A 23,580-nucleotide genomic window follows, 5' to 3' on the forward strand; every position below is an offset into this window, starting at 1 on the left:
ACGCTTAGTCGGCGGCGGCCGGCTTGGGCTCGGGCTTTAACAACAGCAACTGCTCATCCATCACGTGGATTTCCAGAGGGTTGTCCATCATGGTGATCTCGCCGTCGGTGGCGACCTTGACCTGGCGCCGCCGCGACAGGCTGCGCACTTGCACTTCCATCTGTTTGAAACTGAAGGTGGTCAGCTCGTCGGCCTGGTTCAGCCGCCCCATCCGGCCCAGCGCGCCGTGCAGCATCAGCCACAACATGCCCAGCTTGCCCTTGGTACGCGGCGCCACAGCCGCCAGGCGGCCATCTTCGAGCGCATCGCTCAGCGGGGGAATACCGATCTGCTCCATTTGCAGGCGGTTGTTACCGACGAAAAAAGTGGCGGTACGCAGGCGTTGCGGCTTGCCGTCGATCTGCAGCACCAGGCGCAATCGTTGATGAGGACTGAGCAGCGTCTTCAGGGCCGAGAGCGCCGCTACCAGCCGGCTGCGGCCGAACTGCTTCTTGTCCGCCTCGCGTTCTTCCAGCATTTTCGGATACAAGCCGATGCTGGCGTTGACCAGGAACACGCGGTCGTTGATCACCCCTACCTGCACCGGATGCACGCGCGCGGCCAGCAGCGCGTGCACCGCCTCGCTCAAGTCTTCGGGTATGCCATGGGTGCGGCCAAAATAATTGAAGGTCCCCTGCGGCAGCACGCCGAACTGGCAACCATGCGCCACCGCCTGCCGCGCCACCGCGTTGATCGTCCCATCTCCGCCGGCTGCCACCAGCACGCCGCCACTGTCGGCCGCCTGCTTGGCCAGCCTGGCGGCGATCTCGTCAATGGTGCCGGGCTCGTCGATCATGGTCAGTTCGAAATGCCGGCCGGCTTGGCGCAGAACGGTCTCGATGGTGGAGCGGCGTTCGTCGGTCTCCGAATGGCCGGAACCGGCGTTAAGGGCGATGAAAAAGGTGGCGTCGGGCGGGGCAGCGGTAGCTGTCATGGCGTGGGTCAGGTTGATCATGCATCACCGGTCTGGTGCGGATGATCATTGTAACGTTGACATTAACACGGTAGATGTTTCATTGGTGTTTGGAAATGCCCAGTGACGCGCTGGCGAACGTCGAGGATTCCGGTGGTGTAGCGTCCCCGCGCAAGTACGGAATACTCCCCTTAAAAGACACTCCATCGCCCGAATCGCACCGACCGTCTCAAACCTCCGAAGCGTCGCCGCTCGCCACGTAATATGTATCGGGCAGTATTCCCAAACCTGACCAGGCAGTTTCGATGAGGATGACGCAATGACCTTGAATTATTCCGCAGTACTTGCCGGCGCCGCAGCCGGCATCATGATGGTCGCTGGCACTGCGCACGCGGCCCCGACCGATGCCGAACTGGTAGCGCTGGTCGAACGCCACGCCCAGGCCCAAAGCAACTTCGACCAGGCCACCCTGCGCACCACAACCGCGGAAAATTATGTCGAGATATCGCCAGTGGGCGAAGTGGACAGCCGGGAGAAGATGTTGTCGTTCTACGCACCGGAATTGAAGCGCCCTGCTCCGCAGGTCCAGGTGGACGAGCCGGTGGTGCGCATTATCGGCGACAAGGGCGATACGGCGCTGGTGTCGGCACGTCTTTCGTACAGCATGAACCAGGGCGGCGTCGCGCGACAATTTGCCATGCGCGGCGGCTATGTCGCCCGCCTGGTCGGCCAGCAATGGGTGCTGGTGTCGGCCCAATACACGGGCATCCGCCCGCCCAAACCTTAATCGCCAGGTTCAGCGCGCCGCCTGTCCCGGCCAACCGCGCAACACATGATCGACCACCTCCTGCAACTGCTGGCGCGAGGCGCCGGCGGCTGATTGCACGGCCATGCCGTTCGATACCGTCATCACGTAGCGCGCCATCTGGCCCGGGCAGCAGTCGGCCGGCAGGTCGCCCTCGTCGCGTGCCTGCTCCAGACGCTGCTTCAGGCGCGCTTCGCTCAGGGCCCGGCGCTCGATCAGCGACGCGCGGATCGGTAGAGCATCGTCGCTGCACGCCAGCGCGCCGTTGATCACCAGGCAGCCTTGCGGGTTGTCGGCTTCGGTCTGGGCGTCGGCGTTGCCGCGTAAAAAATGCTCGACCACGGCGCGCGCGGTCGGCAGCTGCAAGGCGGCGTTGAACAGCGGATCGTGGGTGGCGCCGTAACGCTCCAGCGCCAGGCGGAACAGGTTTTCCTTGTTGCCGAACACGGCGTACAGGCTCGGCCGGTTCATGCCCATCGCTTCGGTCAGCTCCGGCAAGGAACTGCCTTCGTAGCCTTTTTCCCAGAATACCTTCATCGCCTTGTCGAGCGCCGTGTCGGCGTCGAACGTGCGCGGGCGTCCGGTCTTGCGGGTGGTGGATGCGGATTCTTTCATACCATTCGGTTAAAAACTCGTTGACAGCAAGCAGCGGTGGATTCATTATGAACCGACCAGTAAAAAACTCAAGCGTTTTTACGGACCAGTTCAACCCACCCGGAATCCCATATTATGCAACAGACTTCCACTGCTCAGGCTCTGCCTGCGGACGCCTTGCCCGATCCTGTAACCGATCCTGCACCCGATCCCGCATTCATCCCACCCACCCGCGCCGCCTGGCTGGCCGTGCTATCGGTCGGCATCGGTTCGTTCGCGCTGGTGACCACCGAGTTTCTGCCGGTCGGCCTGCTGCCGTCGATCGCGGCCGAGTTGCGCATCTCGGAGGGCACGGCCGGCATGATGGTCACCCTGCCCGGCATCATTGCCGCGTTTGCGGCCATCCTGGTTACCATCGGCATCGGCAAGACCGACCGCCGCTACGTGATCGCCGGTCTCACCACCACGCTGATCGTCTCCAACCTGATCGTGGCCTTCAGCGATTCGTTCACCCTGATCCTGCTGGCGCGCGCGCTGCTCGGCGTGGGCGTCGGCGGCTTCTGGGCCATCGGCGGCGCGATCGGCACGCGACTGGTGTCGGCGCCCTATGCAGCGCGGGCGACGTCGATTATCTTTGCCGGCGTCTCGGTCGGCACGGTGGCCGGGGTGCCGGCCGGCGCGCTGCTGGGCGAGATCGCCGGCTGGCGCGCGGCCTTTCTTGCCACCGGCGCGGTCGGCACGGTGGTGCTGGTGCTGCAACTGGCGCTGATGCCCAGCCTGCCGGCTGCCGGCTCGCTGACATTCCGCCAGGTGCCGGAACTATTGCGCATCAAGAAAGCGCGCCTGGGCATGGCGGTGACCTTGCTGGTATTTATCGGCCAGTTCTCGGCCTACACGTATGTGACGCCGTTCCTGGTGCAGGTGGCGCAGCTCGGTGCGGGGGTGATCAGCGCGCTGTTTCTGGCGTATGGCGTGGCGGGCTTTATCGGCAACCTGGTCGGCGGCTGGCTGGTGGCGCGCAGCGTACGGCGGTCGTTGATGACCGTGGGACTGGTGATCGGGCTCTCGACTCTGGCGCTGCCGCTGGTGGGCACGTCGCTGGCGGGCGTAGTGCTGCTGATCGTGACCTGGGGACTCGGCTTCGGCATGATGCCGATCTCGGTGCAGAGCTGGATGTTCAAGGCGGCGCCGCATGCGATGGAGAGTGGCGGCGCGGTGTTCGTCTCGACGGCGCAAGTGGCGCTGGCCGGCGGCGCGCTGGTCGGCGGCATCGTGGCCGATCACCTGGGGGTGTCGGGCGTGATGATTGCCGGCGGTGCTTTTGCGCTGGCGATGGCGCTGGTGATCTGGCGGTTCGGGGATGAGGATGGTGGGCCGTCGGTGAAGTTGACGGCGGTACATTGACTGCCGGTGAGATTGCTGCGGCTCGTAAGTTCCATGGATCGCCGCCTGCGCGGGGATGACGGATTTAGAGCCTGTGGCGTTGACGAGGATGACGGGTTTATGGCCTGAGGCCCGAGCGCAGTCATCCTCGCGAACGCGGGGATCCAGGTTTTGTTAAATCCGCCCGCGCCGGAATTCAGCCAGAAACGCCTTGGTCTGCTTCGGCGACAACACCTGCACTGCATCGCCGTGCCACGCATACATGTACTGGTTGCCGCCCCGGTCGGTCAGCTTGGCGTCGAGCAAGAAGCACGTACCCAGCGGGTACGTGTTCAGGTCCTTCAACCGCTGCGAGCACTGCACCAGCAGCTCCGGCGAAAACGCCTGGCCCGGCACCGGGTGGATCTCCACCGCCCCCCCGCGCTGCACCGAGTGCACCGCCACCTGGCGGTAGGCGTAAATGTCGCGCGCCATCAGTCTGCCAGCAGCAAGGCCACTGCTTCGGCGGCGATGCCTTCTTCGCGGCCCAGGTAGCCGAGCTTTTCATTGGTCTTGGCCTTGATGTTCACCTGGCCGATGTCCACGCCCAGGTCCTCGGCGACGTTGGCGCACATGGCGGCGATGTGCGGCGCCATCTTCGGTTTCTGGGCGATGATGGTGGCGTCGATATTGCCGATGCGGTAGCCGGTGGCGGCCACGCGGCGCGCGGCTTCCTTGAGCAAGGTGCGCGAATCGGCGCCCTTGAACTGGGCGTCGGTGTCCGGGAAATGCTTGCCGATGTCGCCCAGCGCGGCGGCGCCCAGGATGGCGTCGGTGATCGCGTGCAGCAGCACGTCGGCGTCCGAGTGGCCCAGCAGACCGAGGTGGTGCGGAATGTCGACGCCGCCGATGATCAGCTTGCGGCCTTCCACCAGTGCGTGGCAATCGTAGCCCTGGCCGATACGGAATGGTAGTTTGCTCATGTGTTCTTTCTAAGGTTTATTCGGTGGCGGCCAGGTACATCTCGGCGATGCGGATGTCCGCCGGCAGCGTGACTTTGAGATTGCGGGGATGGCCTTCGATCAGACGCGGCGACAGTCCCAGCATCTCGACCGCGCTGGCGTCGTCGGTGATGGCGTTGGCGTCCGGGGCGCTGCCAAGTGCCCGCAGCAGCAGCGCGTAGCTGAACATCTGCGGCGTTTGCGCCAGCCACAGGCCGGTGCGCGGCACGGTGGCAACCTGGTCACCGCTGCGCTTGACGGTATCGACCACCGGCAAGGCCAGCAAGCCTCCTGCCGGATGGTCGCCCACGCCCTGCACCAGTTTTTCAATCAGCGCCGGAGTCAAACCCGGGCGGGCGGCGTCGTGCACCATCACCAGGTCGGTATCAGACAGCTGGCCGTGCAGCGCACGCAGGCCATTCAGCACTGAATCCATGCGGGTGGCGCCGCCGCAGCGCAGCACCGTCACGCCATCGAGGCCCGGTGGCAGCACGGCGTCGATCTGGCCGTCCTCAAGACTGACCACCACGTAGGTGTGGGCAACGAGCGGACTGGCGCGGAACGCGTCCACCGCGTGGCGCAACAGCGGCTTGCCGCCGACCGGCAGGTATTGTTTGGGGCCGTTGGCGGCCATGCGCGCGCCGACGCCGGCGGCGGGCAGCAAGGCAAAATAGCGAGGGGGGGGATTGGTGTCGGTCATGTAGTTCTATTGTTTGCGGCGGCGTTGCTCGATGATGCGGCGGATATCGCCGTTGCAGGTCTCGGCCAGGCGCGCGTATTCCTGCGGGGTGTCGATTTTAGCCTGTTCCACGTTGCCCTTGTCGAATTCCGCCTTGATGAACGGGAACCAGATGCTGTTGATCTCGTGCTGCAGCGCCGATTGCGCGGTGCCCGACGGCGCGTACAGCGGCCTGGCGTCGAAGCGCTTTTCCAGCGCCGCGCGCACCACTTTTTCCACCCGCACCAGGTTGTCCATGTAGGCTTTCAGGTGACGCTGCTCGTGCTCGAGGATGACGTTATAGGCGCAGGTGCCGGGCGCGAACTCGTTGCCGACGTAGATCAGCACCGGCGCATAATTGAGTTTTACCTCCACCTTCGGCGCTACGCACTCGTAGCCGCTCACCGGGTCCTGCAACATCGGCCCGCCCAGCGTGGCCGAATACTGTGCCCGCGTCACCGTCAAACCCAGCGTTTCGCGGCGGCCGTCGATGCTGCCGGTCTTCAGGGTCAGCGCGCGGTATGGCAACTGGTTGTTGATGGTAAAACCGTTGTTCTTGCTGGAGAGGACAGAGATGGTCTTGCTGATCGTGTCTTCGCAGCGGATCTGGAATGGCGTGCGGGCAGCTGCCGCAGCAGCGACGGCAGGCGCCGGCGCCATCACGCCGGCGGCGCCCGGCACAGCCAGCATCAACATGAGCGCCAGCCCGCGCATGCGGTCAGCCCAGCTTCCAGTCGCCGGCGCGCAGCTTGTCGAGCCAGAACGCGCCGATCACGGTTTTCACGTCGGTCACTTTGCCTTCGCGCACCCATTGCAGCAGGTCGTCGAGCGGCGCGGTAAACAGTTCGAGGAATTCGCCGTCGTCGAGCTTTTGTTCGCCCGCGACCAGGCCGCGCGCCAGGTAGATGTCGAGGTGTTCGTCGGCATAGGCAATCGCGTTGTGGATGGTGCAGACGTACTGCCAGTCGGTGGCGGTATAGCCGGTTTCCTCGACCAGTTCGCGCTTGGCGCAATCGAGCGGGTCTTCGTTGGGATCGAGTTTACCGGCCGGGAATTCGATGAAGGCGCGGTGCAGCGGATAGCGGAACTGGTTTTCCAGCAGGACCTGGCCATCGTCGAACACGGGCAAGATCACGACCGCGCCCGGATGCTTGATGTACTCGCGCACGGCGTGGCGGCCATCGGGCAGTTCGATATTATCGCGTTGGACTTTGAGGAAGTGGCCATCGTAGGCCAGTTCGCCATCAAGGCGGGTTTCGGTCAGATTCACGTGCTGCTCTCCAGGGGTTCGAAGAGCAACAGTGTATCAGCGGAACATTAATCGCGGGGGCGGCGCAGGTAGCGCACGATAAAGCCGGGGAAGCCAAGTACCAGGAACAGGCAGGCGGAAATCGCGTAGAACTCCCAGGTCTGCGGGAAGCGCGTGCCGATCTGCGCTTCGAGCGCCATGCCGATGGCGCCCACCACGAAGTACAAGCCTATCATCTCGGCCAGCCGTACGTACAGCGGCTTGGCTTCGTTCGACCAGCGGGCTGGCACCAAGGCCAGCACCTTGTCGTTAAAGAATGGCAGGTTGGCGGCCGCGATGGCTACCGCGATCACCAACCAGCTGGCAACGTTGACGTCCATCAGGTAGCCAGCGTCACTTTCATGGCGGCGGCGCACACGGCCAGCAGCGGGCCTGGCAGCACGCCCAGCGCCAGGATGGCAACGCCGTTCAGGCTCAAGACCACTTTCATGTCGGCCGGTGCATCCAGCGGTGCGCTGTCAACCGGCTCGTCGAACCACATGGTTTTGACGATGCGCAGGTAGTAATAGGCGCCGATCAGCGAGAACATCACCGCGATGATGGTCAGCCATACCTGGCCGGTACCCAGTACTGCGTTCAGTACCGAGAACTTGGCGGCGAAGCCGACCAGCGGTGGCACGCCGGCCATCGAGAACATCATGATGGTCATCATCAGCGCGAACCAGCCGCTACGTTTGCCCAGGCCCTTGAAGTCGGCGATGTTGTCGGCGTCGAAACCGGCGCGCGACAGCAGCATCAGCAGGCCGAAGGTGCCCACGGTGGTCAGCACATAGGTAACCACGTAGAACATCGACGCGCTGTAGGCCGCTTCCATGCCGCCGGTACCGACGGTGGTACCCACGCCCGACAGCAGGCCCAGCAGCACGAAGCCGATTTGGGCGATGGTCGAGTAAGCGAGCATACGTTTCAGGTTGGTCTGGGCGATGGCGGTCAGGTTACCGATCACCAGCGACATCACGGCCAGGACCATCAGCATTTGCTGCCAGTCGCCTGCCAGCGGCAGCAGGCCTTCCACCAGCAGGCGGATGCAGACGGCAAAGGTGGCGATCTTCGGTGCGCCGCCCAGCAGCAGGGTCACTGCGGTTGGCGAACCTTCGTACACGTCCGGTACCCACATGTGGAATGGCACCGCGCCCAGTTTGAATGCCAGGCCAGCGACCAGGAACACGATGCCGAACACCAGGATGGTCGGCTTGATGGTGCCGGCTGCAACGGCAGCAGCCACTTTCGAAATTTCCAGCGTGCCGGTAGCGCCGTACAGCATCGACATACCGTACAGCAGGAAGCCCGAAGCCAGCGCGCCGAGGACGAAGTACTTCATCGCCGCTTCGGTGGCCTTGTGGTTGTCACGGCGCAGGGCGACCAGCGCGTACAGCGACAGCGACATCAGTTCCACACCGAGGTAGATGGTGAGGAAGTGCGAGCCGGAGATCATGATCATCTGGCCCAGGCCGGCGAACAGCGCCAGGACGTAGAACTCGCCTCCCAGGTTGCCGGTCATCATGCCGCGCTGGGTGGTGTACTGGCGCGAATAAATCAGGGTCAGTCCCAGTGCCAGGTACGTAAACAGCTTGAGCAGGTTCGACATCGGGTCGGACACGTACATGCCATGGAAGGTGTACGTGGTGGTGCCTGCCATGAAGTCGCCGTAGCTGATGGTCGCGCAAACGGCCAGCAGTGCCAGCGACAGCAGGTACGTGATCGAGCGCTTGGACTCCGACAGGTACATGTCGACCAACAGCAATAGCGAAGCGCCGACGATCATCGTGACCTCGGCATACGCCGGGGCGATGTTGAACGCCTCTTGTGGAATAGGTGTAATCATTAGGATTTTCTCGATGTTCCGGTGTTCAATTTCATTTTAAGGCAACTTGCTTTTGGCAACATGGGCCAGCAGGTCGGCCACCGACGTTTGCATGGTGTCGGTGAACGGCGCCGGGTAGAGACCCATGTACAGCACGGCAATCGCCAGCACGCCCAGCATGAAGAACTCGCGTCCATTCACGTCGACCAGTGCGGCCACATGGTGGTTGGTCACTTTGCCGAAGATCACGCGCTTGGCCATCCACAGCGAGTAAGCCGCGCCGAAGATCAAAGCCGTGGCAGCCAGCAGGCCAATCCAGAAGTTGTACTGCACCGCGCCCAGGATCACCATGAACTCGCCGACGAAGCCGGAGGTTGCTGGCAGGCCGCAGTTGGCCATCGAGAAGAACACGAACAGTGCTGCGAACTTCGGCATCTTGTTGACCACACCACCGTAGTCGGCGATCTGGCGCGAGTGGGCCTGGTCGTACAGCACACCGATACACAGGAACATGGCGCCCGAGATGAAGCCGTGCGAAATCATTTGCACGATACCGCCCTGCACGCCGATCGGGTTGAAGATGAAGAAGCCCAGGGTGACAAAGCCCATGTGCGCGATCGACGAATAGGCGACCAGTTTCTTCATGTCCTTCTGGACCAGGGCCACCAGGCCGATGTAGATCACGGCGATCAGCGACAGCGTGATCACAAAGCCCGACAGGTAGTGCGAGGCGTCAGGGGTGATCGGCAGCGAGAAGCGCAGGAAACCATAGGCACCCAGTTTCAGCATGATCGCGGCCAGCACGGCGGAACCACCGGTAGGCGCTTCCACGTGGACGTCCGGCAGCCAGGTATGGACCGGGAACATCGGCACTTTCACGGCAAACGCCATGAAGAACGCGGCAAAGATGAAGATCTGTTCCTTCATCGTCAACGGCGCCAGGTGCCAGTCGAGGATGTTGAAGCTGCCGGTGGTGCGGTACAGGTAAATGATTGCGACCAGGGTCAGCAGCGAACCGAAGAACGTGTACAGGAAGAACTTGAACGAGGCGTACACGCGGTTTTCACCGCCCCACACGCCGATGATGATGTACATCGGGATCAGGGTCGCTTCGAAGAAGAAGTAGAACAGCAGGCCGTCCATGGCGCAGAACACGCCGATCATCAGGCCGGACAGGATCAGGAATGCGCCCATGTATTGCGCGACGCGCGACTGGATCACCTGCCAGGCCGAGATCACCACGATCACCGTGATGAAGGCGGTCAGCGGCACGAACCACAGCGACAGGCCGTCGATGCCCAGCGAGTAGTAGATGTTGAAGGTGTCGATCCACTTGCTGCTTTCCACGAACTGCATGCCGTGATGGGCATTGTCGAAGTTGGTAATCAGCGGAATCGTTGCTGCAAAGCTGATGATGGCGCCGATCAGCGAGCCGATACGTACCAGGCCGGCGTTGGTGTCGCGGCCGAGCGCCAGAATCAGGGCGCCGAACACGATCGGGAGCCAGATCGCCAGGCTCAGGTACGGAGGTAATGTAGATATGGTTGACTGCATCATGGTTTTCGTTATCTCTATGCGTATCAGCTAATTAAGCGTGCCAAAACGGCAGGAAGTAGACCAGGAACCCCAGGATGCCCAGGATCATCACGAAGGCGTAGTGGTAGATGTAACCCGTCTGTCCCAAACGTGCCAGCTTCGAGAACCAGTTCACGACCTTGGCGCTGCCGTTCACCAGCAGGCCGTCGATCAGGGTCTTGTCGCCGACATTCCACAAGCCGTTGCCCAGCAGGCGCGCACCGCCGGCGAACACCACCTCGTTGAACTTGTCCATGTAGTACTTGTTCTCGAGCAGCGTGTGCACTGCGGTGAACTTGGCAAAGCACCAGGCCGGTACCCGTGGGTTGATCATGTAGCAGTAGTACGCACTGGCCACACCGGCAATCGCCAGCCACAGCGGCGCGGTCGTCAGCGAGTGGATGGTCATGGCCAGGGCGCCGTGGAACTCTTCGCCCAGGATTTCCATGGCCCTGTGGTTTTCACCGACAAAGATCACGTTCTTGAAGAAGTCGCCGTGCAGCATCGGGCCGATGGCCAGGTAGCCGATGATGACCGAAGGAATCGCCAGCATCACCAGCGGGAACCAGACCACGAATGGCGATTCATGCGGTTTCTGGCCAGGCTCCAGGCCGTGATGGGCGTGGTCGTCTTCGTCTTCCTCGTGGTGGTCGTCATGACCGTGAGCGTCATGGGCATCGTGCACACCGTGGGCAGCTTTTGGTGCGTGCGCATCGTGGTGGGCATCGTGGCCGTGGGCATGGGCCTGGCCGAAACGCTCTTTACCGTGGAACACCAGGAAGTACATGCGGAACGAGTAGAACGCCGTCACGAACACACCCGCCAGTACAGCGAACTTGGCGAAACCGGCGCCCCAGATATGGGTCTCGAACACGGCTTCGATGATCGAGTCTTTCGAGTAGAAACCCGAGAAGAACGGCGTACCGATCAGTGCCAGCGAACCGAGCAGCGACGTGATCCAGGTAATCGGCATGTATTTACGCAGACCGCCCATGTTGCGGATGTCCTGGTCGTGGTGCATGCCGATGATGACCGAACCGGCGCCCAGGAACAGCAGTGCCTTGAAGAATGCGTGGGTCATCAGGTGGAATACGGCCACCGAGTAAGCGGAGCAACCGAGTGCGACGGTCATGTAGCCGAGCTGCGACAAGGTCGAGTAAGCGACCACGCGCTTGATGTCGTTCTGGATGATGCCCAGGAAACCCATGAACAGCGCGGTAATCGAACCGATCACCAGGATGAACGACAGCGCGGTGTCCGACAGCTCGAACAGCGGCGACATGCGCGACACCATGAAGATGCCGGCGGTAACCATGGTTGCGGCGTGGATCAGTGCCGAGATCGGGGTAGGACCTTCCATCGAGTCCGGCAGCCACACGTGCAGCGGGAACTGTGCCGATTTACCCATGGCGCCGATGAACAGGCAGATGCACGCTACGGTCAGCAGCGCCCAGTCGGTGCCTGGCAGGCTCAAGAGCGCCAGTTCGTCCTTCTTGGCGAACACTTCCTGGTAGTTCATGGTGCCGGCGTAGGCCAACAGCAGGCCGATGCCGAGGATGAAGCCGAAGTCGCCCACGCGGTTGACCAGGAATGCCTTCATGTTGGCGATGATCGCGGTAGGACGCTTGTACCAGAAACCGATCAGCAGGTACGAGACCAGGCCCACTGCTTCCCAGCCGAAGAACAGCTGCAGGAAGTTGTTGGCCATGACCAGCATCAGCATCGAGAACGTGAACAGCGAGATGTACGAGAAGAAGCGGTTATAGCCTTCGTCTTCGGCCATGTAGCCGATGGTGTAGATGTGCACCATCAGCGACACGAACGTGACCACGCACATCATCATCGCGGACAGCGTATCGATCTGGAAGCCGACCTCGAAGTTGATGCCGGCCACCGTCATCCAGTGGTAGACGGTGCCGTTGTACGTGGCGCCGTTGAGCACCTCGTTGAACGTCATCGCCGACAGGATGAAGGCGATCAGCACGCCCAGGATGGTGGCCGTGTGGGACGTTTTGCGTCCCACGACATTGCCAAAGAATTTGGTTCCTAACAAACCCGCAATCGCGGAGCCGACCAGCGGCGCCAGAGGTACGGCCAGTAGGAGGTTAGGGTTGAGAGTACCCGCCATGATGAACCTTAATCGTTATTTTTCGAAATGAGAACCAAGCCGAGGGATTAACCCTTGAGCCTATCGAGGTCTTCCACATTGATGGTGTCCAGATTACGGAACAGCACCACCAGGATCGCGAGGCCGATCGCTGATTCAGCAGCGGCCACGGTCAGGATGAAGAAAACAAAGATCTGGCCGGCTGCGTCGCCCAGGTAGTGGGAGAACGCGATGAAATTCATGTTCACTGCCAGCAGCATCAGTTCGATGGCCATCAGCAGAACGATGATGTTCTTGCGGTTCAGGAAAATACCAACGATCGAGATCGCGAACAGTATCGCGCCAAGAACCAGGTAGTGAGCAAGCGATAAAGTCATGGGGTCTCCTTATTCTCTGCCGAACCGGCTTCGACTTGTCCACGCGTGGTGACCGGGGCGATCTTGACGATCTTCAGGCGGTCGTTACGCTTGACGCGGACAGCATCAGCTGGGTCGAAATGTTTGGTGTCCTTGCGCTTGCGCAGGGTCAGGGCCACGGCGGCAACGATCGCCACCAGCAGGATCGCCGCAGCGATCTCGAAGCCATAAACATATTTGGTGAAGATCAGGATGCCCAGTTCCTTGGTGCCGCCGATGTTACCGGCAGCGACTGCCTGGGTATCGAACGACAGGAACGACTTCCACAGCACGGCAGCCATTTCGAGCACGATGATCACGCCGACAAAGCTCGCTACCGGCAGGTAGCTCCAGAAGTTTTCGCGCAGCCTGCCGGTGTCGATGTCGAGCATCATCACCACGAACAGGAACAGCACCATGACCGCGCCCACGTACACGAGCACCAGCACGATGGCCAGGAACTCGGCTTCGAGCAGCATCCAGATGCCGGCGGCCGAGAAGAACGCCAGCACCAGGAACAGGGCCGCGTGGACCGGATTGCGGGCCGTGATAACGCGCGTGGCAGCCAATATCATGATGGCTGCAAAGGCGTAGAACAAAGCAGTTTTAAATTCCATAACTAACCCAAGAGACGTACAGTTTTTGTTTGAACCACCACTGCGGCGGGGCTACCAGGCTCGAGCCCTGCCCCGCCTGTCGTCAGCGGTAAGGAGCGTCCGCGGCGCGTGCTTCGGCGATCTGGTTTTCGTAACGATCGCCCACGGCCAACAGCATTTCCTTGGTGTAGTACAGGTCGCCGCGTTTTTCGCCGTGGTATTCCAGCACGTGCGTTTCGACGATCGAATCGACCGGGCACGACTCTTCGCAGAAACCGCAGAAGATGCACTTGGTCAGGTCGATGTCGTAACGCGTGGTGCGGCGCGAACCGTCGTCGCGCTGCTCCGATTCAATCGTGATCGCCATCGCCGGGCACACTGCTTCGCACAGTTTGCAGGCGATGCAGCGCTCTTCCCCGTTCGGGTAGCGGCGCAGTGCGTGCAGACCACGGAAGCGCGGCGACATCGGCGTCTTCTCTTCCGGGTACTGCACGGTGATCTTGCGCGAGAACATATACTTGCCCGTCAGCGCCATCCCTTTGATCAGTTCGGTCAGCATGAAGCTGCCGATGAAGTCTTTTAAGCGTTCCATTTGTGTCTCTTCCTTAGTTCCAGATATTCCATGGGGAATGCATCCAACCAGCCACGAACACCAGGTACACCAGGGTCAGCGGAATGAACACTTTCCAGCCCAGACGCATGATCTGGTCGTAACGGTAGCGTGGGAAAGTACCGCGCACCCAGATGAAGACGGACACCAGGAAGAACGTTTTGGCGAACAACCAGAAGAAGCCGCCGAAACCGCCCCAGAATTCCAGGAACGCAAACGGTGCCGACCAGCCGCCCAGGAACATGATCGATGCCAGGGCTGCGATCAGGATCATGTTGGCGTATTCGGCCAGCATAAACATGGCGTACGCCATACCCGAGTATTCCACCATGTGACCGGCAACGATTTCCGACTCGCCCTCGACCACGTCGAACGGGTGACGGTTACATTCGGCCAGGCCCGAGGTCAGATACACCACGAACAGCGGCAGCAGCGGCAGCCAGTTCCACGACAGGAAGTTGACGCCATGCGATGCCATCGTGCCCGCTTGCTGGCTGGCGACGATATCGCCGAAGTTGAGCGAACCGGTAATCATCAGCACCACGACCAGCACGAAGCCCATCGGGATTTCGTACGAAATCATTTGTGCCGAAGCGCGCATCGCACCCATGAACGAGTACTTCGAGTTCGACGCCCAGCCGGCGATGATGATGCCGTAGACTTCCATCGACGTGATCGCCATCAGCAGCAGCAGGCCGGCGTTCACATTGGCCAGCACGGCTTCGGGACCGAACGGTACGACCGCCCAGGCGGCCAGCGCCGGCATGATGGTCATGACCGGACCGATCACGAACAGGCCAGGGTTGGCCTTGGCCGGGGTGATGATCTCTTTGAAGAGCAGTTTCAGTGCATCGGCGATCGGCTGCAGCAAGCCGCCGGGACCGACGCGGTTCGGGCCGATACGGATCTGGATGAAGCCGATCAGCTTGCGCTCCCACAGGGTCAGGTAAGCAACCAGGCCCATCAGTGGCAGCAGTACCACCACGATCTTGATCAGGTTCCAGACGATAGGCCAGACCGGGGCCAGCGGGCTGTTGGCGCCCAGGTCGTGCAACGTCGTGACGAATTCAGGCAACGCCATTATTTCACCTCTCCTGCTTTTTCAACGGTGATGGCACCGAACATGCTGCCCAGTGCAGCGGTCGAACGGTGGGCCGCAGCAACGCGTACGGCGTTCGCTGGCAGCTTGGCGTCAACGGTGGCAACCAGGACTGCGCTGCCGTTACCTTGCGTAACCTTGACGGTGTCGCCGGCCACCACGCCCAGTTGCTGCGCCAGTGCGCTCGACAGGTGCGCTTTCGGCGCAGCCGCATCGGCCATCTTTTGCAGCGACTCGGCACGGCGCACCACGGCGTCGGCAAAGTAGATCGGTACGTCGGCGATGCGTTCCACGCCGGTCGACACCGAGGTCGAAGCCACGGCAGCTTGCGCAGCCTTGTTGTTGAGCTTGGCAGCAACGTCGAAGTTGCCAGCGCCCAGCACTTCGTCGCGGATCGCTTCCGAGGTGTCGTAGTCGAAACCGGACAGGCCGAGAATGTTGCCCAAAACGCGCAGCACTTTCCATGCAGGGCGGGTTTCCAGCAGCGGCTTGACGGTGCCGTTGAAGCTTTGGGCACGGCCTTCGCAGTTCACGAACGTGCCCGAGGTTTCGCTGAATGGCGAAACCGGCAGCAGCACGTCGGCGTAGTCCATGCCATGCTTGAAGGCGGACATGACCACGACCATTTCGGCCTTGTTCAGTGCGGCAATCGCGGCTTGCGGATTGTGTGCGTCCAGCTCAGGCTCGACGTTCAGCAACACGTACGCTTGCTTGGCTTCCGAGAATGCCGGCGCGGTGGCGCCGTTGGCATTGACGATGTAAGCGCCGACGGTGTTGGCCGCTTCGGTCAGGTAACCGAGCGTTGCGCCCGTCTGTTCAGCGAGCCACTGGGCTGCTGCGTGCAGCGCGCCAGCTTGCGGGTGTTGCACGGCAGCGTTACCGAGGAAGATACCTTTGCGTTCGCCCGACACCAGCGAAGCAGCCACTGCCTTGGCAGCGTCCGATGCTTCGATGCCATCGAAACCGGCAGGGGCAGCAACCGACTTGGCGGCAGCGACAGCGGAAACGATTTGCGACAGGCTTGATAACCATTCGCTAGGAGCGGCGATGACTTTGCTCGACACATTCATCAGCAGGTCGTCGTCGGTGGCGTGCAGCACGGACAGCTTGGCGCCGCCCTTCACTGCCGCGCGCAGGCGGGTGGCCAGCAGCGGATGGTCCTTGCGCAGGAACGAGCCGATCACGAACGCGCGGTCCAGTTGACCGAAGTCGTTGATCGACATGCCCAGCCAGGGCGTCACACCTTGCAGCGAGAAGTCGGACTGGCGCAGACGGGTGTCAACGCTGGTCGAACCCATGGCGCGGGTGAGCTTTTGCAGCAGGTGCAGTTCTTCGAGCGTGGAGTGCGGCGTGGCCAGGGTGGCCAGCGCGTTTTCGCCATGCTCGTGGCGGATGTTTTTCAGGCCGTGCGCCACGTATTCGAGCGCGGTCTGCCAATCGACTTCTTTCCACTCGCCGCCTTGCTTGAGCATAGGCTGGGTCAGGCGGTCGGCGGCTTCCAGGCCCTCGTACGAGAAGCGGTCCTTGTCGGAAATCCAGCACTCGTTGACGGCGTCGTTTTCCAGCGGCAGTACGCGCTTGACCTTGCCGCCCTTGACTTGCACGATCAGGTTGGCGCCCAGGCCGTCATGCGGCGAGACCGACTTGCGGCGCGACAGTTCCCACGAACGGGCGCTGTAACGGAATGGCTTCGACGTCAGTGCGCCCACCGGGCACAGGTCGATCATGTTGCCGGACATTTCCGAGTTGACGGTCTGGCCAACGAACGAGGTGATTTCCGAGTGTTCGCCACGGCCGATCATGCCCAGTTCCATCACGCCGGCCACTTCCTGGCCAAAACGTACGCAACGGGTGCACTGGATGCAGCGTGCCATCTCTTGCATCGAGACCAGCGGGCCGGCGTCTTTCGGCACGACCACACGCTTGTCTTCTTCGTAGCGCGATTCGCTCTTGCCGTAACCCACTGCCAAGTCTTGCAACTGGCACTCGCCGCCCTGATCGCAGATCGGGCAGTCCAACGGGTGGTTAATCAGGAGGAATTCCATCACCGACTTCTGTGCCTGCACGGCCTTGTCGGACGCGGAACGCACGATCATGCCGGCCGATACCGGTGTGGCGCAGGCAGGCAGAGGCTTCGGTGCTTTTTCCACTTCAACCAGGCACATGCGGCAGTTGGCGGCGATCGACAATTTCTTGTGATAGCAGAAGTGCGGGATGTACGTCCCCAGCTTGTTGGCGGCGTCCATCACCATGCTACCAGCAGGGACTTCGACTTTTTTGCCGTCTATTTCGATTTCAACCATGGTGATTGTTACCAGCTTTTAGATATATGCGGGCACACAGCAATTCTTGTGCTCGATATGGTGTTCAAATTCTTCGCGGAACTGCTTGATGAACGCACGCATCGGCATCGCCGCAGCGTCGCCCAGCGCGCAAATCGTGCGGCCCTGGATGTTGTCGCAAATGGAGTTCAGCACGTCCAGATCGGAAGCACGGCCCTGGCCGTTTTCGATGCGATGGATCATGCGGTACATCCAGCCCGTGCCTTCGCGGCAAGGGGTGCACTGGCCGCACGACTCTTCGAAGTAGAAGTACGCCAGGCGTTCCATGGCCTTGACCATGCAACGGGTTTCGTCCATGACGATGACCGCGCCCGAACCGAGCATCGAGCCCGCCTTGGCGATCGAATCATAGTCCAGATCGGTTTGCATCATGATCTCGCCACGAATCACCGGCGACGAGGAACCGCCAGGAATCACAGCCTTGATCTTTTTGCCGCCGCGCATGCCACCAGCGAGTTCCAGCAGCTTGGCAAACGGCGTGCCCAGCGGAACTTCGTAGTTGCCCGGACGCTCGACGTCGCCCGAGATCGAGAAGATCTTGGAACCGCCGTTGTTCGGACGACCGATGGCCAGGTACTTTTCCGGGCCCATGTTCAGGATGAACGGGACGGCAGCAAAGGTCTCGGTGTTGTTGATCGTGGTTGGCTTGCCGTACAGGCCGAACGACGCCGGGAACGGCGGCTTGAAGCGCGGCTGGCCCTTCTTGCCTTCGAGTGACTCGAGCAGCGCGGTTTCTTCGCCGCAGATGTAGGCGCCGTAGCCGTGGTGGGCGTGCAGCTGGAACGAGAACTCGCTGCCCATGATGTTGTTGCCCAGGAAGCCGGCAGCGCGCGCCTCTTCCAGCGCTTCTTCAAACAACTGGTACTCGGCGAAGATTTCGCCGTGGATGTAGTTGTAGCCGACGGTGATGCCCATCGCGTAGGCGCCAATGGCCATGCCTTCGATCAGCGCATGCGGGTTGTAACGAATGATGTCGCGGTCCTTGAAAGTACCAGGCTCGCCCTCATCTGTATTACATACCAGGTACTTCTGGCCCGGGAACTGACGGGGCATGAAGCTCCATTTCAGGCCGGTCGGGAAGCCCGCACCGCCACGGCCGCGCAGCGACGACGCTTTCAGGTCGGCGATGATCTGTTCCGGGGTGATCTTTTCTTCGATGATGCGGCGCAGGGCGCTGTAGCCACCGCGCTTGACGTAATCTTCGAGGTGCCAGTTTTCGCCGTCGAGGCCGGCGAGAATGACAGGATCGATGTGACGATTGTGGAGTGACGTCATTTGGTACTCCCGCTCAGTTCACCGACCAGCGTGTCGATTTTATCGTTGGACATGAAGCTGCACATGCGGTGATTGTTCACCAGCAGCACCGGTGCGTCGCCGCAGGCGCCCATGCACTCCCCTTCCATCAGCGTGAATTCGCCGTCGTCCGTGGTGCCACGGTAGTCGATGCCCAGCTTTTGCTTGAGGTGCTGCGCGGCGCGCTCGCCACCGGACAAGGCGCATGGCAGGTTGGTGCACACGGTAATCTTGTGCTTGCCGATGGGCTTGAGGTTGTACATATTGTAGAAAGTGGCCACTTCCTGCACGGCGATTGCCGGCATGCGGATGTAGTCGGCCAGTTCCTGCATGGTTTCCGGCGAGATCCAGCCCAGTTCAACCTGGGCGTGCGCCAGCGCCGCCATCACGGCGGACTGACGCTGGTCGTCCGGGTACTTGGCCAGCTCGCGGTCGATTTTTTGATAGCACTGCTCTGATAACAACATACTTTTTGCCTCTTAGCGGTCAATACTGCCGAACACGATGTCCTGCGTACCGATGATGGTCACGGCGTCGGCAATCATGTGGCCGCGCGACATTTCGTCCAGCGCTTGCAGGTGCACATAGTCGGGCGTGCGCAACTTCATGCGGTATGGCTTGTTGGCGCCGTCCGACAGCAGGTACACGCCAAACTCGCCTTTCGGGTGTTCCACGGCGGCATACGCTTCGCCTGGTGGCACGTGGAAGCCTTCGGTAAACAGCTTGAAGTGGTGAATCAGCGATTCCATGTTGGTCTTCATGTCCACGCGGCTAGGCGGGGCAACCTTGTGGTTGCTGGTGATGACCGGACCCGGGTTGTTGCGCAGCCACTCCACGCACTGCTTGATGATCTTGTTCGACTGGCGCAGCTCTTCCACGCGCACCAGGTAGCGGTCGTAGCAGTCGCCGTTGGTGCCGATGGCCACGTCGAAGTCCATCAGGTCGTACACTTCGTACGGCTGGTGCTTGCGCAGATCCCACTGGATGCCCGAACCGCGCAGCATGGCGCCGGTAAAGCCCATGGCCAGCGCATCTTCCGGCGACACCACGCCGATGCCGACGGTACGCTGTTTCCAGATACGGTTGTCGGTCAGCAGGGTTTCGTACTCGTCCACGTAGCCTGGGAAACGATTCGTAAACGCTTCGATGAAGTCGAGTACCGAACCCTGGCGGTGTTCGTTCAGGTCGGCAATCGCCTTGGCCGAACGGATGATCGATGGCTTGTGCTGCGGCATCGCGTCCGGCAGGTCGCGGTACACGCCGCCCGGGCGGTAGTAGGCCGCGTGCATGCGTGCGCCCGATACGGCTTCGTACACGTCGAACAAGTCTTCGCGGTCGCGGAAGCAGTACAGGAACGGACCCATGGCACCGACGTCGAGCGCGTGCGCACCGAGCCACATCAGGTGGTTCAGGATACGGGTGATTTCATCGAACATCACGCGGATGTACTGCGCGCGCAGCGGCACTTCCAGGCCCAGCAGCTTTTCGATGGCCATCACGTAGGCGTGCTCGTTGCACATCATCGAGACGTAGTCGAGGCGGTCCATGTACGGCACCGACTGCAGGTAGGTCTTTTGCTCCGCCAGCTTCTCGGTACCGCGGTGCAGCAGGCCGATGTGCGGGTCGGCGCGTTGGATCACTTCACCGTCGAGCTCGAGCACCAGGCGCAGCACGCCGTGCGCGGCCGGGTGTTGCGGACCGAAGTTCAGGGTGTAATTCTTAATCTCAGCCATTATTTAATCCCGTAGTTTTCTTCGCGGATCACACGCGGCACGTTTTCACGCGGCTCGATGGTGACCGGCTGGTAGATCACGCGCTTCTGCTCGGGGTCGTAACGCATTTCGACATAGCCCGACACCGGGAAGTCCTTGCGGAACGGGTGGCCGATAAAGCCGTAATCGGTCAGGATGCGGCGCAAGTCGTTGTGGTTCTCGAACAGGATGCCGAACATGTCGAACGCTTCGCGCTCGAACCAGTTCAGGCAGCGCCACAGCGGCGTCAGTGACGGGAACACCGGCATTTCGTCGTCGCTGGCGAAGCAGCGCACGCGCACGCGCCAGTTGTACTTGAGCGACAGCAGGTGGATCACGACCGCGAAACGCTGGCCGTCCCAGGCGCCTTCGCCATAGGTGAGGTAGTCGACGCCGCACAGGTCGATGGCCTGCTCGAAACCGAGCGACGCATCGTCGCGCAGGGTCTGCATCACGCCATAGTAGTCGGCTTGCTTGACGGTGATGGTGATCTCGCCGAGCGCCACGACCGTACTAACGCGTTCGCCCAGGGCAGTGCCGAGGGCGGTTTGGAGTTGTTCTAATTTGGTAGTCATCGTGCGATGGTGTTGGTACGCTTGATCTTGTTCTGCAGCTGCATGATGCCGTACAGCAGCGCCTCAGCGGTGGGAGGACAGCCTGGCACATACACGTCGACCGGCACGATGCGATCGCAGCCGCGTACAACCGAGTACGAGTAGTGGTAGTAGCCGCCGCCGTTGGCACAGGTGCCCATCGAGATGACCCAGCGCGGTTCCGGCATCTGGTCGTAGACCTTGCGCAGCGCAGGCGCCATCTTGTTGCACAGCGTGCCGGCCACGATCATCACGTCGGACTGACGTGGCGAAGGACGGAACACCACGCCGAAGCGGTCCATGTCGTAACGGGCCGCGCCCACGTGCATCATTTCAACCGCACAGCAGGCCAGACCGAACGTCATCGGGAACATCGAACCCGTACGCGCCCAGTTGATCAGCTTGTCAGCCGAGGTAGTGATGAAACCTTCGTTTAATACGCCTTCAATAGCCATGGCTTATTCCCAATCAAGGGCACCTTTCTTCCAGATATACCAAAAACCGACCACGAATTCAGCGATGAAGCTCATCATCACCAGGAATCCGTTCCAGCCCAGTTCGCGCACGGAGACGCCCCAGGGGAAGAAGAATGCCGTTTCCAGATCGAACAAAATAAAGAGGATAGCGACGAGGTAGTAACGCACGTCGAATTTCATGCGCGCATCTTCGAAAGCTTCGAAGCCGCATTCATACGGGGACAGTTTGGCGAAGTCAGGCTTGTTTGGTCCGAGCACGTGGCCCAGCACCTGGGGAAGGATACCTACGCCGAGACCGACGAGGATGAACAACAGAACGGGGAGATAATTTTCGAGGTTCACGATTGATGAGCTTTTATTGAACGCTTGGTTTGAAGGACCACACTGCGATGTTTTGCGGTGCTCTTTACGTTCGCCCCAATCGTACAACTTAGACCAGGATCGAACGACACATCCTCGTAAAAAAGCCAGCTCAGGCACTACTCCCTTGCTGGCCTCTAAATTTTTGGTGCCGACGACGAGACTCGAACTCGTACAGCTTGCGCCACTACCCCCTCAAGATAGCGTGTCTACCAATTTCACCACGTCGGCATTCTAAGGCCGCTATTCTACTGCGTTTCTGCCGGCTTGTTAATGCCGTATTGCGAAAAAACAAGAAGAAAAACGATAAATATTTACTTCTCGGTACACTGGTTTAACTTTTGCCCACCAATGCGCCATTTCACTGCCTGTCACTGCTAAAACATTGGGCAACGTACTGCCTTTGTTGCCCAACGTTGTATTCCAAGACCGCTATTATATTACTTTGGGATGGAATTTGCAGGAGCCGGTGCAGGAGTTTGTGCAGCCGGAGCAGTTGGCTGCCCGGCAGGTGCCGCAGGCGCTGGCGTCGGCGCGTTCGGAATGCCGGCCGAACCGGTGGTTGGTGCGGTTGCCGGTGCGGTTGGCAAGGCCTTGTCCATCACGCCGCCGCTGACCGCGCCGTTGTTGTGCTGGGTGGAGATGTACGCCAGGGCCAGGGTGGCGCTGAAGAAGATCGCCGCTGCCACGCCGGTGGACTTGGACATGAAGTTCGACGAGCCGGTGGCGCCGAACAGGCTGCCGGAAGCGCCTGAGCCGAAGGCTGCGCCCATATCGGCGCCCTTACCGTGCTGCAGCAAGACGAGGCCGATAATGGCCAGGGCCGAGACGACTTGGATGATGACTACCAGGTTGAACATGCTGCTCATGATATTCCATTCAAAATTAAATAGTTTTGTATCGTTTTGTTTCCAACCTGCCAATAGCGTGCAACAGGCTGGATTAACTGCATTTTTACAACAGTACTTCTCGTTAAGGGAAAACCCTTAATGTCTTGCTCAGGCGTGGATGATGGCGAGGAAATCTGCTGCCTTCAGTGCCGCGCCGCCGATCAGGCCGCCGTCGATGTCGGCCTGGGCCAGCAGTTCGACTGCGTTGTCCGGCTTCATGCTGCCGCCGTACAGGATCTGGATCTTGGTAGCGACCTGCTCGCTTTTCTTGGCCACGCAGCCGCGCAGGAAGAAATGCGCTTCCTGGGCCATCTGCGGGGTGGCGGTCTTGCCGGTGCCGATAGCCCACACCGGCTCGTAGGCCAGTACGACTTTATCGAGCTGATCGACCGGGATGACGTCGAGCGCAGCCTGCAACTGGGCGCAGATCACGGTTTCGGTATTGCCGGCTTCGCGGTCTTCCAGGGTCTCGCCCACGCAGATCACGGGGATGAGGCCGGCGGCCAGTGCCACCACGGCTTTTTGCGCAACCAGTTCATTGGTTTCGCCGTGATACGCGCGACGCTCGGAGTGGCCGACCAGCACGTATTTGGCGCCGAAATCGACCAGCATCGATGCCGCCACTTCACCAGTATAGGCGCCGCTGGCGTGGATCGACAGGTCCTGGCCGCCCCAGGCGACCGGGGTGGCGTTCAATTCCTGTTCGCACTGGGCGAGGTAGGGAGCAGGCACGCAGACCGCGCAATCGGCGCGGTCGTTGACATCCTTGAGGCCGGAGACGATGCCGGACAACAAGGCCGCGTTGGCAGCGCGGTTGCCGTTCATTTTCCAATTGCCGATAACGAGTTTGCGTCGCATAGTAGCCTAAATTTTCAATAACCTATGATTTTACCGCGCCCGCCGACAGTGGGTCAAACTTGCATCGGTGAATTTGTTGTTTTGGTTGCA

The 23,580-nt window shown here is 61.0% G+C and carries 26 protein-coding genes and 1 tRNA gene; 2 read left to right on the plus strand and 25 right to left on the minus strand.

Going from position 1 to position 23,580, the window contains the following annotated elements:
• Positions 1–4: 4 nt before the first annotated feature.
• Positions 5–994, minus strand: coding sequence for a diacylglycerol kinase family protein (locus F8197_RS15640; protein ID WP_152882648.1), 990 nt, complete (start codon positions 992–994; stop codon positions 5–7).
• A 277-nt stretch (positions 995–1,271) separates the two neighbouring features.
• Here F8197_RS15640 and F8197_RS15645 point away from each other — a divergent pair, with 277 nt between their 5' ends.
• The gene (locus F8197_RS15645) at positions 1,272–1,739 is read left to right on the plus strand and encodes a nuclear transport factor 2 family protein (protein ID WP_152882649.1); all 468 of its coding nucleotides are present in this window, start codon (positions 1,272–1,274) and stop codon (positions 1,737–1,739) included.
• A gap of 9 nt (positions 1,740–1,748) precedes the next feature.
• Here the strand turns inward: F8197_RS15645 and F8197_RS15650 are convergent, their stop codons facing one another.
• Positions 1,749–2,372: a TetR/AcrR family transcriptional regulator gene (locus tag F8197_RS15650; RefSeq protein WP_152882650.1), complete on the minus strand. Its 624-nt coding sequence runs from the start codon at positions 2,370–2,372 to the stop codon at positions 1,749–1,751.
• Between the two features lie 114 nt (positions 2,373–2,486).
• Here F8197_RS15650 and F8197_RS15655 point away from each other — a divergent pair, with 114 nt between their 5' ends.
• Complete coding sequence (locus tag F8197_RS15655; RefSeq protein WP_193333447.1) at positions 2,487–3,755, plus strand: MFS transporter; 1,269 nt, start codon at positions 2,487–2,489, stop codon at positions 3,753–3,755.
• Between the two features lie 153 nt (positions 3,756–3,908).
• Here the strand turns inward: F8197_RS15655 and F8197_RS29100 are convergent, their stop codons facing one another.
• The 23 genes from F8197_RS29100 to tpiA form a co-directional block, all read right to left on the minus strand.
• Positions 3,909–4,208: a hypothetical protein gene (locus F8197_RS29100; RefSeq protein WP_229214499.1), complete on the minus strand. Its 300-nt coding sequence runs from the start codon at positions 4,206–4,208 to the stop codon at positions 3,909–3,911.
• The gene (gene ispF / locus F8197_RS15665; protein ID WP_056143705.1) at positions 4,208–4,696 is read right to left on the minus strand and encodes a 2-C-methyl-D-erythritol 2,4-cyclodiphosphate synthase; all 489 of its coding nucleotides are present in this window, start codon (positions 4,694–4,696) and stop codon (positions 4,208–4,210) included. Before ispF ends, F8197_RS29100 begins: the two co-directional genes overlap by 1 nt.
• A gap of 16 nt (positions 4,697–4,712) precedes the next feature.
• On the minus strand, positions 4,713–5,414 hold the full coding sequence (gene ispD, locus F8197_RS15670) for a 2-C-methyl-D-erythritol 4-phosphate cytidylyltransferase (RefSeq protein WP_152882651.1): 702 nt from the start codon (positions 5,412–5,414) through the stop codon (positions 4,713–4,715).
• 6 nt (positions 5,415–5,420) lie between these two features.
• The gene (locus tag F8197_RS15675; RefSeq protein ID WP_227012268.1) at positions 5,421–6,128 is read right to left on the minus strand and encodes a hypothetical protein; all 708 of its coding nucleotides are present in this window, start codon (positions 6,126–6,128) and stop codon (positions 5,421–5,423) included.
• Between the two features lie 22 nt (positions 6,129–6,150).
• Entirely contained in the window at positions 6,151–6,702 is a 552-nt protein-coding gene (locus tag F8197_RS15680; protein ID WP_056143696.1) for an NUDIX domain-containing protein, read from the minus strand.
• 47 nt (positions 6,703–6,749) lie between these two features.
• The gene (locus tag F8197_RS15685; protein ID WP_152882653.1) at positions 6,750–7,061 is read right to left on the minus strand and encodes a DUF2818 family protein; all 312 of its coding nucleotides are present in this window, start codon (positions 7,059–7,061) and stop codon (positions 6,750–6,752) included.
• The gene (gene nuoN / locus F8197_RS15690; RefSeq protein ID WP_152882654.1) at positions 7,061–8,566 is read right to left on the minus strand and encodes an NADH-quinone oxidoreductase subunit NuoN; all 1,506 of its coding nucleotides are present in this window, start codon (positions 8,564–8,566) and stop codon (positions 7,061–7,063) included. Before nuoN ends, F8197_RS15685 begins: the two co-directional genes overlap by 1 nt.
• Positions 8,567–8,602: 36 nt before the next feature.
• Positions 8,603–10,102: an NADH-quinone oxidoreductase subunit M gene (locus F8197_RS15695; protein WP_056143688.1), complete on the minus strand. Its 1,500-nt coding sequence runs from the start codon at positions 10,100–10,102 to the stop codon at positions 8,603–8,605.
• A 31-nt stretch (positions 10,103–10,133) separates the two neighbouring features.
• The gene (gene nuoL / locus F8197_RS15700) at positions 10,134–12,248 is read right to left on the minus strand and encodes an NADH-quinone oxidoreductase subunit L (protein WP_152882655.1); all 2,115 of its coding nucleotides are present in this window, start codon (positions 12,246–12,248) and stop codon (positions 10,134–10,136) included.
• Positions 12,249–12,295: 47 nt separating this feature from the next.
• Positions 12,296–12,604, minus strand: coding sequence for an NADH-quinone oxidoreductase subunit NuoK (nuoK, locus tag F8197_RS15705; RefSeq protein WP_019920323.1), 309 nt, complete (start codon positions 12,602–12,604; stop codon positions 12,296–12,298).
• A complete protein-coding gene (locus F8197_RS15710; protein ID WP_019920324.1) occupies positions 12,601–13,239 on the minus strand; it encodes an NADH-quinone oxidoreductase subunit J in 639 nt (212 codons plus the stop codon). The genes nuoK and F8197_RS15710 overlap by 4 nt, the downstream gene beginning before the upstream one ends.
• Positions 13,240–13,321: 82 nt before the next feature.
• Positions 13,322–13,810, minus strand: a complete 489-nt coding sequence (nuoI, locus tag F8197_RS15715; protein WP_019920325.1) for an NADH-quinone oxidoreductase subunit NuoI — start codon at positions 13,808–13,810, stop codon at positions 13,322–13,324.
• Between the two features lie 13 nt (positions 13,811–13,823).
• Positions 13,824–14,909, minus strand: a complete 1,086-nt coding sequence (nuoH, locus tag F8197_RS15720; protein WP_019920326.1) for an NADH-quinone oxidoreductase subunit NuoH — start codon at positions 14,907–14,909, stop codon at positions 13,824–13,826.
• Positions 14,909–17,230 carry an NADH-quinone oxidoreductase subunit NuoG gene (gene nuoG, locus F8197_RS15725; RefSeq protein ID WP_152882656.1) on the minus strand — a complete coding sequence of 774 codons (2,322 nt, stop codon included), beginning with the start codon at positions 17,228–17,230 and terminating at the stop codon, positions 14,909–14,911. The genes nuoH and nuoG overlap by 1 nt, the downstream gene beginning before the upstream one ends.
• 18 nt (positions 17,231–17,248) lie before the next feature.
• Positions 17,249–18,544, minus strand: coding sequence for an NADH-quinone oxidoreductase subunit NuoF (nuoF, locus tag F8197_RS15730; RefSeq protein WP_019920328.1), 1,296 nt, complete (start codon positions 18,542–18,544; stop codon positions 17,249–17,251).
• Positions 18,541–19,029, minus strand: a complete 489-nt coding sequence (gene nuoE, locus F8197_RS15735; RefSeq protein WP_152882657.1) for an NADH-quinone oxidoreductase subunit NuoE — start codon at positions 19,027–19,029, stop codon at positions 18,541–18,543. The genes nuoF and nuoE overlap by 4 nt, the downstream gene beginning before the upstream one ends.
• 12 nt (positions 19,030–19,041) lie before the next feature.
• Positions 19,042–20,295: an NADH-quinone oxidoreductase subunit D gene (locus F8197_RS15740; protein WP_056143678.1), complete on the minus strand. Its 1,254-nt coding sequence runs from the start codon at positions 20,293–20,295 to the stop codon at positions 19,042–19,044.
• The gene (locus F8197_RS15745) at positions 20,295–20,888 is read right to left on the minus strand and encodes an NADH-quinone oxidoreductase subunit C (RefSeq protein ID WP_056143675.1); all 594 of its coding nucleotides are present in this window, start codon (positions 20,886–20,888) and stop codon (positions 20,295–20,297) included. The genes F8197_RS15740 and F8197_RS15745 overlap by 1 nt, the downstream gene beginning before the upstream one ends.
• Complete coding sequence (locus F8197_RS15750; RefSeq protein WP_019920332.1) at positions 20,885–21,361, minus strand: NADH-quinone oxidoreductase subunit B family protein; 477 nt, start codon at positions 21,359–21,361, stop codon at positions 20,885–20,887. Before F8197_RS15750 ends, F8197_RS15745 begins: the two co-directional genes overlap by 4 nt.
• 3 nt (positions 21,362–21,364) lie before the next feature.
• Positions 21,365–21,724, minus strand: coding sequence for an NADH-quinone oxidoreductase subunit A (locus F8197_RS15755; protein ID WP_026637003.1), 360 nt, complete (start codon positions 21,722–21,724; stop codon positions 21,365–21,367).
• 164 nt (positions 21,725–21,888) lie between these two features.
• Positions 21,889–21,973: transfer RNA gene (locus F8197_RS15760), tRNA-Leu, on the minus strand.
• Positions 21,974–22,182: 209 nt separating this feature from the next.
• Entirely contained in the window at positions 22,183–22,611 is a 429-nt protein-coding gene (secG, locus tag F8197_RS15765) for a preprotein translocase subunit SecG (protein WP_056143672.1), read from the minus strand.
• Between the two features lie 129 nt (positions 22,612–22,740).
• Positions 22,741–23,490, minus strand: coding sequence for a triose-phosphate isomerase (gene tpiA, locus F8197_RS15770; RefSeq protein ID WP_152882658.1), 750 nt, complete (start codon positions 23,488–23,490; stop codon positions 22,741–22,743).
• Positions 23,491–23,580: the final 90 nt, after the last annotated feature.

Origin of the sequence: Duganella sp. FT27W (assembly GCF_009295655.1) — a bacterium.
In the GTDB taxonomy this organism is placed as follows: Bacteria; Pseudomonadota; Gammaproteobacteria; order Burkholderiales; family Burkholderiaceae_D; genus Rugamonas; species Rugamonas zoogloeoides.

Coding starts and splice junctions, on each gene's coding strand:
- F8197_RS15640 (WP_152882648.1), bottom strand. CDS start 994: ATGATCAACCTGACCCACGCCATGACAGCTACCGCTGCCCCGCCCGAC.
- F8197_RS15645 (WP_152882649.1), top strand. CDS start 1,272: ATGACCTTGAATTATTCCGCAGTACTTGCCGGCGCCGCAGCCGGCATC.
- F8197_RS15650 (WP_152882650.1), bottom strand. CDS start 2,372: ATGAAAGAATCCGCATCCACCACCCGCAAGACCGGACGCCCGCGCACG.
- F8197_RS15655 (WP_193333447.1), top strand. CDS start 2,487: ATGCAACAGACTTCCACTGCTCAGGCTCTGCCTGCGGACGCCTTGCCC.
- F8197_RS29100 (WP_229214499.1), bottom strand. CDS start 4,208: ATGGCGCGCGACATTTACGCCTACCGCCAGGTGGCGGTGCACTCGGTG.
- ispF (WP_056143705.1), bottom strand. CDS start 4,696: ATGAGCAAACTACCATTCCGTATCGGCCAGGGCTACGATTGCCACGCA.
- ispD (WP_152882651.1), bottom strand. CDS start 5,414: ATGACCGACACCAATCCCCCCCCTCGCTATTTTGCCTTGCTGCCCGCC.
- F8197_RS15675 (WP_227012268.1), bottom strand. CDS start 6,128: ATGTTGATGCTGGCTGTGCCGGGCGCCGCCGGCGTGATGGCGCCGGCG.
- F8197_RS15685 (WP_152882653.1), bottom strand. CDS start 7,061: ATGGACGTCAACGTTGCCAGCTGGTTGGTGATCGCGGTAGCCATCGCG.
- nuoN (WP_152882654.1), bottom strand. CDS start 8,566: ATGATTACACCTATTCCACAAGAGGCGTTCAACATCGCCCCGGCGTAT.
- F8197_RS15695 (WP_056143688.1), bottom strand. CDS start 10,102: ATGATGCAGTCAACCATATCTACATTACCTCCGTACCTGAGCCTGGCG.
- nuoL (WP_152882655.1), bottom strand. CDS start 12,248: ATGGCGGGTACTCTCAACCCTAACCTCCTACTGGCCGTACCTCTGGCG.
- nuoK (WP_019920323.1), bottom strand. CDS start 12,604: ATGACTTTATCGCTTGCTCACTACCTGGTTCTTGGCGCGATACTGTTC.
- F8197_RS15710 (WP_019920324.1), bottom strand. CDS start 13,239: ATGGAATTTAAAACTGCTTTGTTCTACGCCTTTGCAGCCATCATGATA.
- nuoI (WP_019920325.1), bottom strand. CDS start 13,810: ATGGAACGCTTAAAAGACTTCATCGGCAGCTTCATGCTGACCGAACTG.
- nuoH (WP_019920326.1), bottom strand. CDS start 14,909: ATGGCGTTGCCTGAATTCGTCACGACGTTGCACGACCTGGGCGCCAAC.
- nuoG (WP_152882656.1), bottom strand. CDS start 17,230: ATGGTTGAAATCGAAATAGACGGCAAAAAAGTCGAAGTCCCTGCTGGT.
- nuoF (WP_019920328.1), bottom strand. CDS start 18,544: ATGACGTCACTCCACAATCGTCACATCGATCCTGTCATTCTCGCCGGC.
- nuoE (WP_152882657.1), bottom strand. CDS start 19,029: ATGTTGTTATCAGAGCAGTGCTATCAAAAAATCGACCGCGAGCTGGCC.
- F8197_RS15740 (WP_056143678.1), bottom strand. CDS start 20,295: ATGGCTGAGATTAAGAATTACACCCTGAACTTCGGTCCGCAACACCCG.
- F8197_RS15745 (WP_056143675.1), bottom strand. CDS start 20,888: ATGACTACCAAATTAGAACAACTCCAAACCGCCCTCGGCACTGCCCTG.
- F8197_RS15750 (WP_019920332.1), bottom strand. CDS start 21,361: ATGGCTATTGAAGGCGTATTAAACGAAGGTTTCATCACTACCTCGGCT.
- secG (WP_056143672.1), bottom strand. CDS start 22,611: ATGAGCAGCATGTTCAACCTGGTAGTCATCATCCAAGTCGTCTCGGCC.
- tpiA (WP_152882658.1), bottom strand. CDS start 23,490: ATGCGACGCAAACTCGTTATCGGCAATTGGAAAATGAACGGCAACCGC.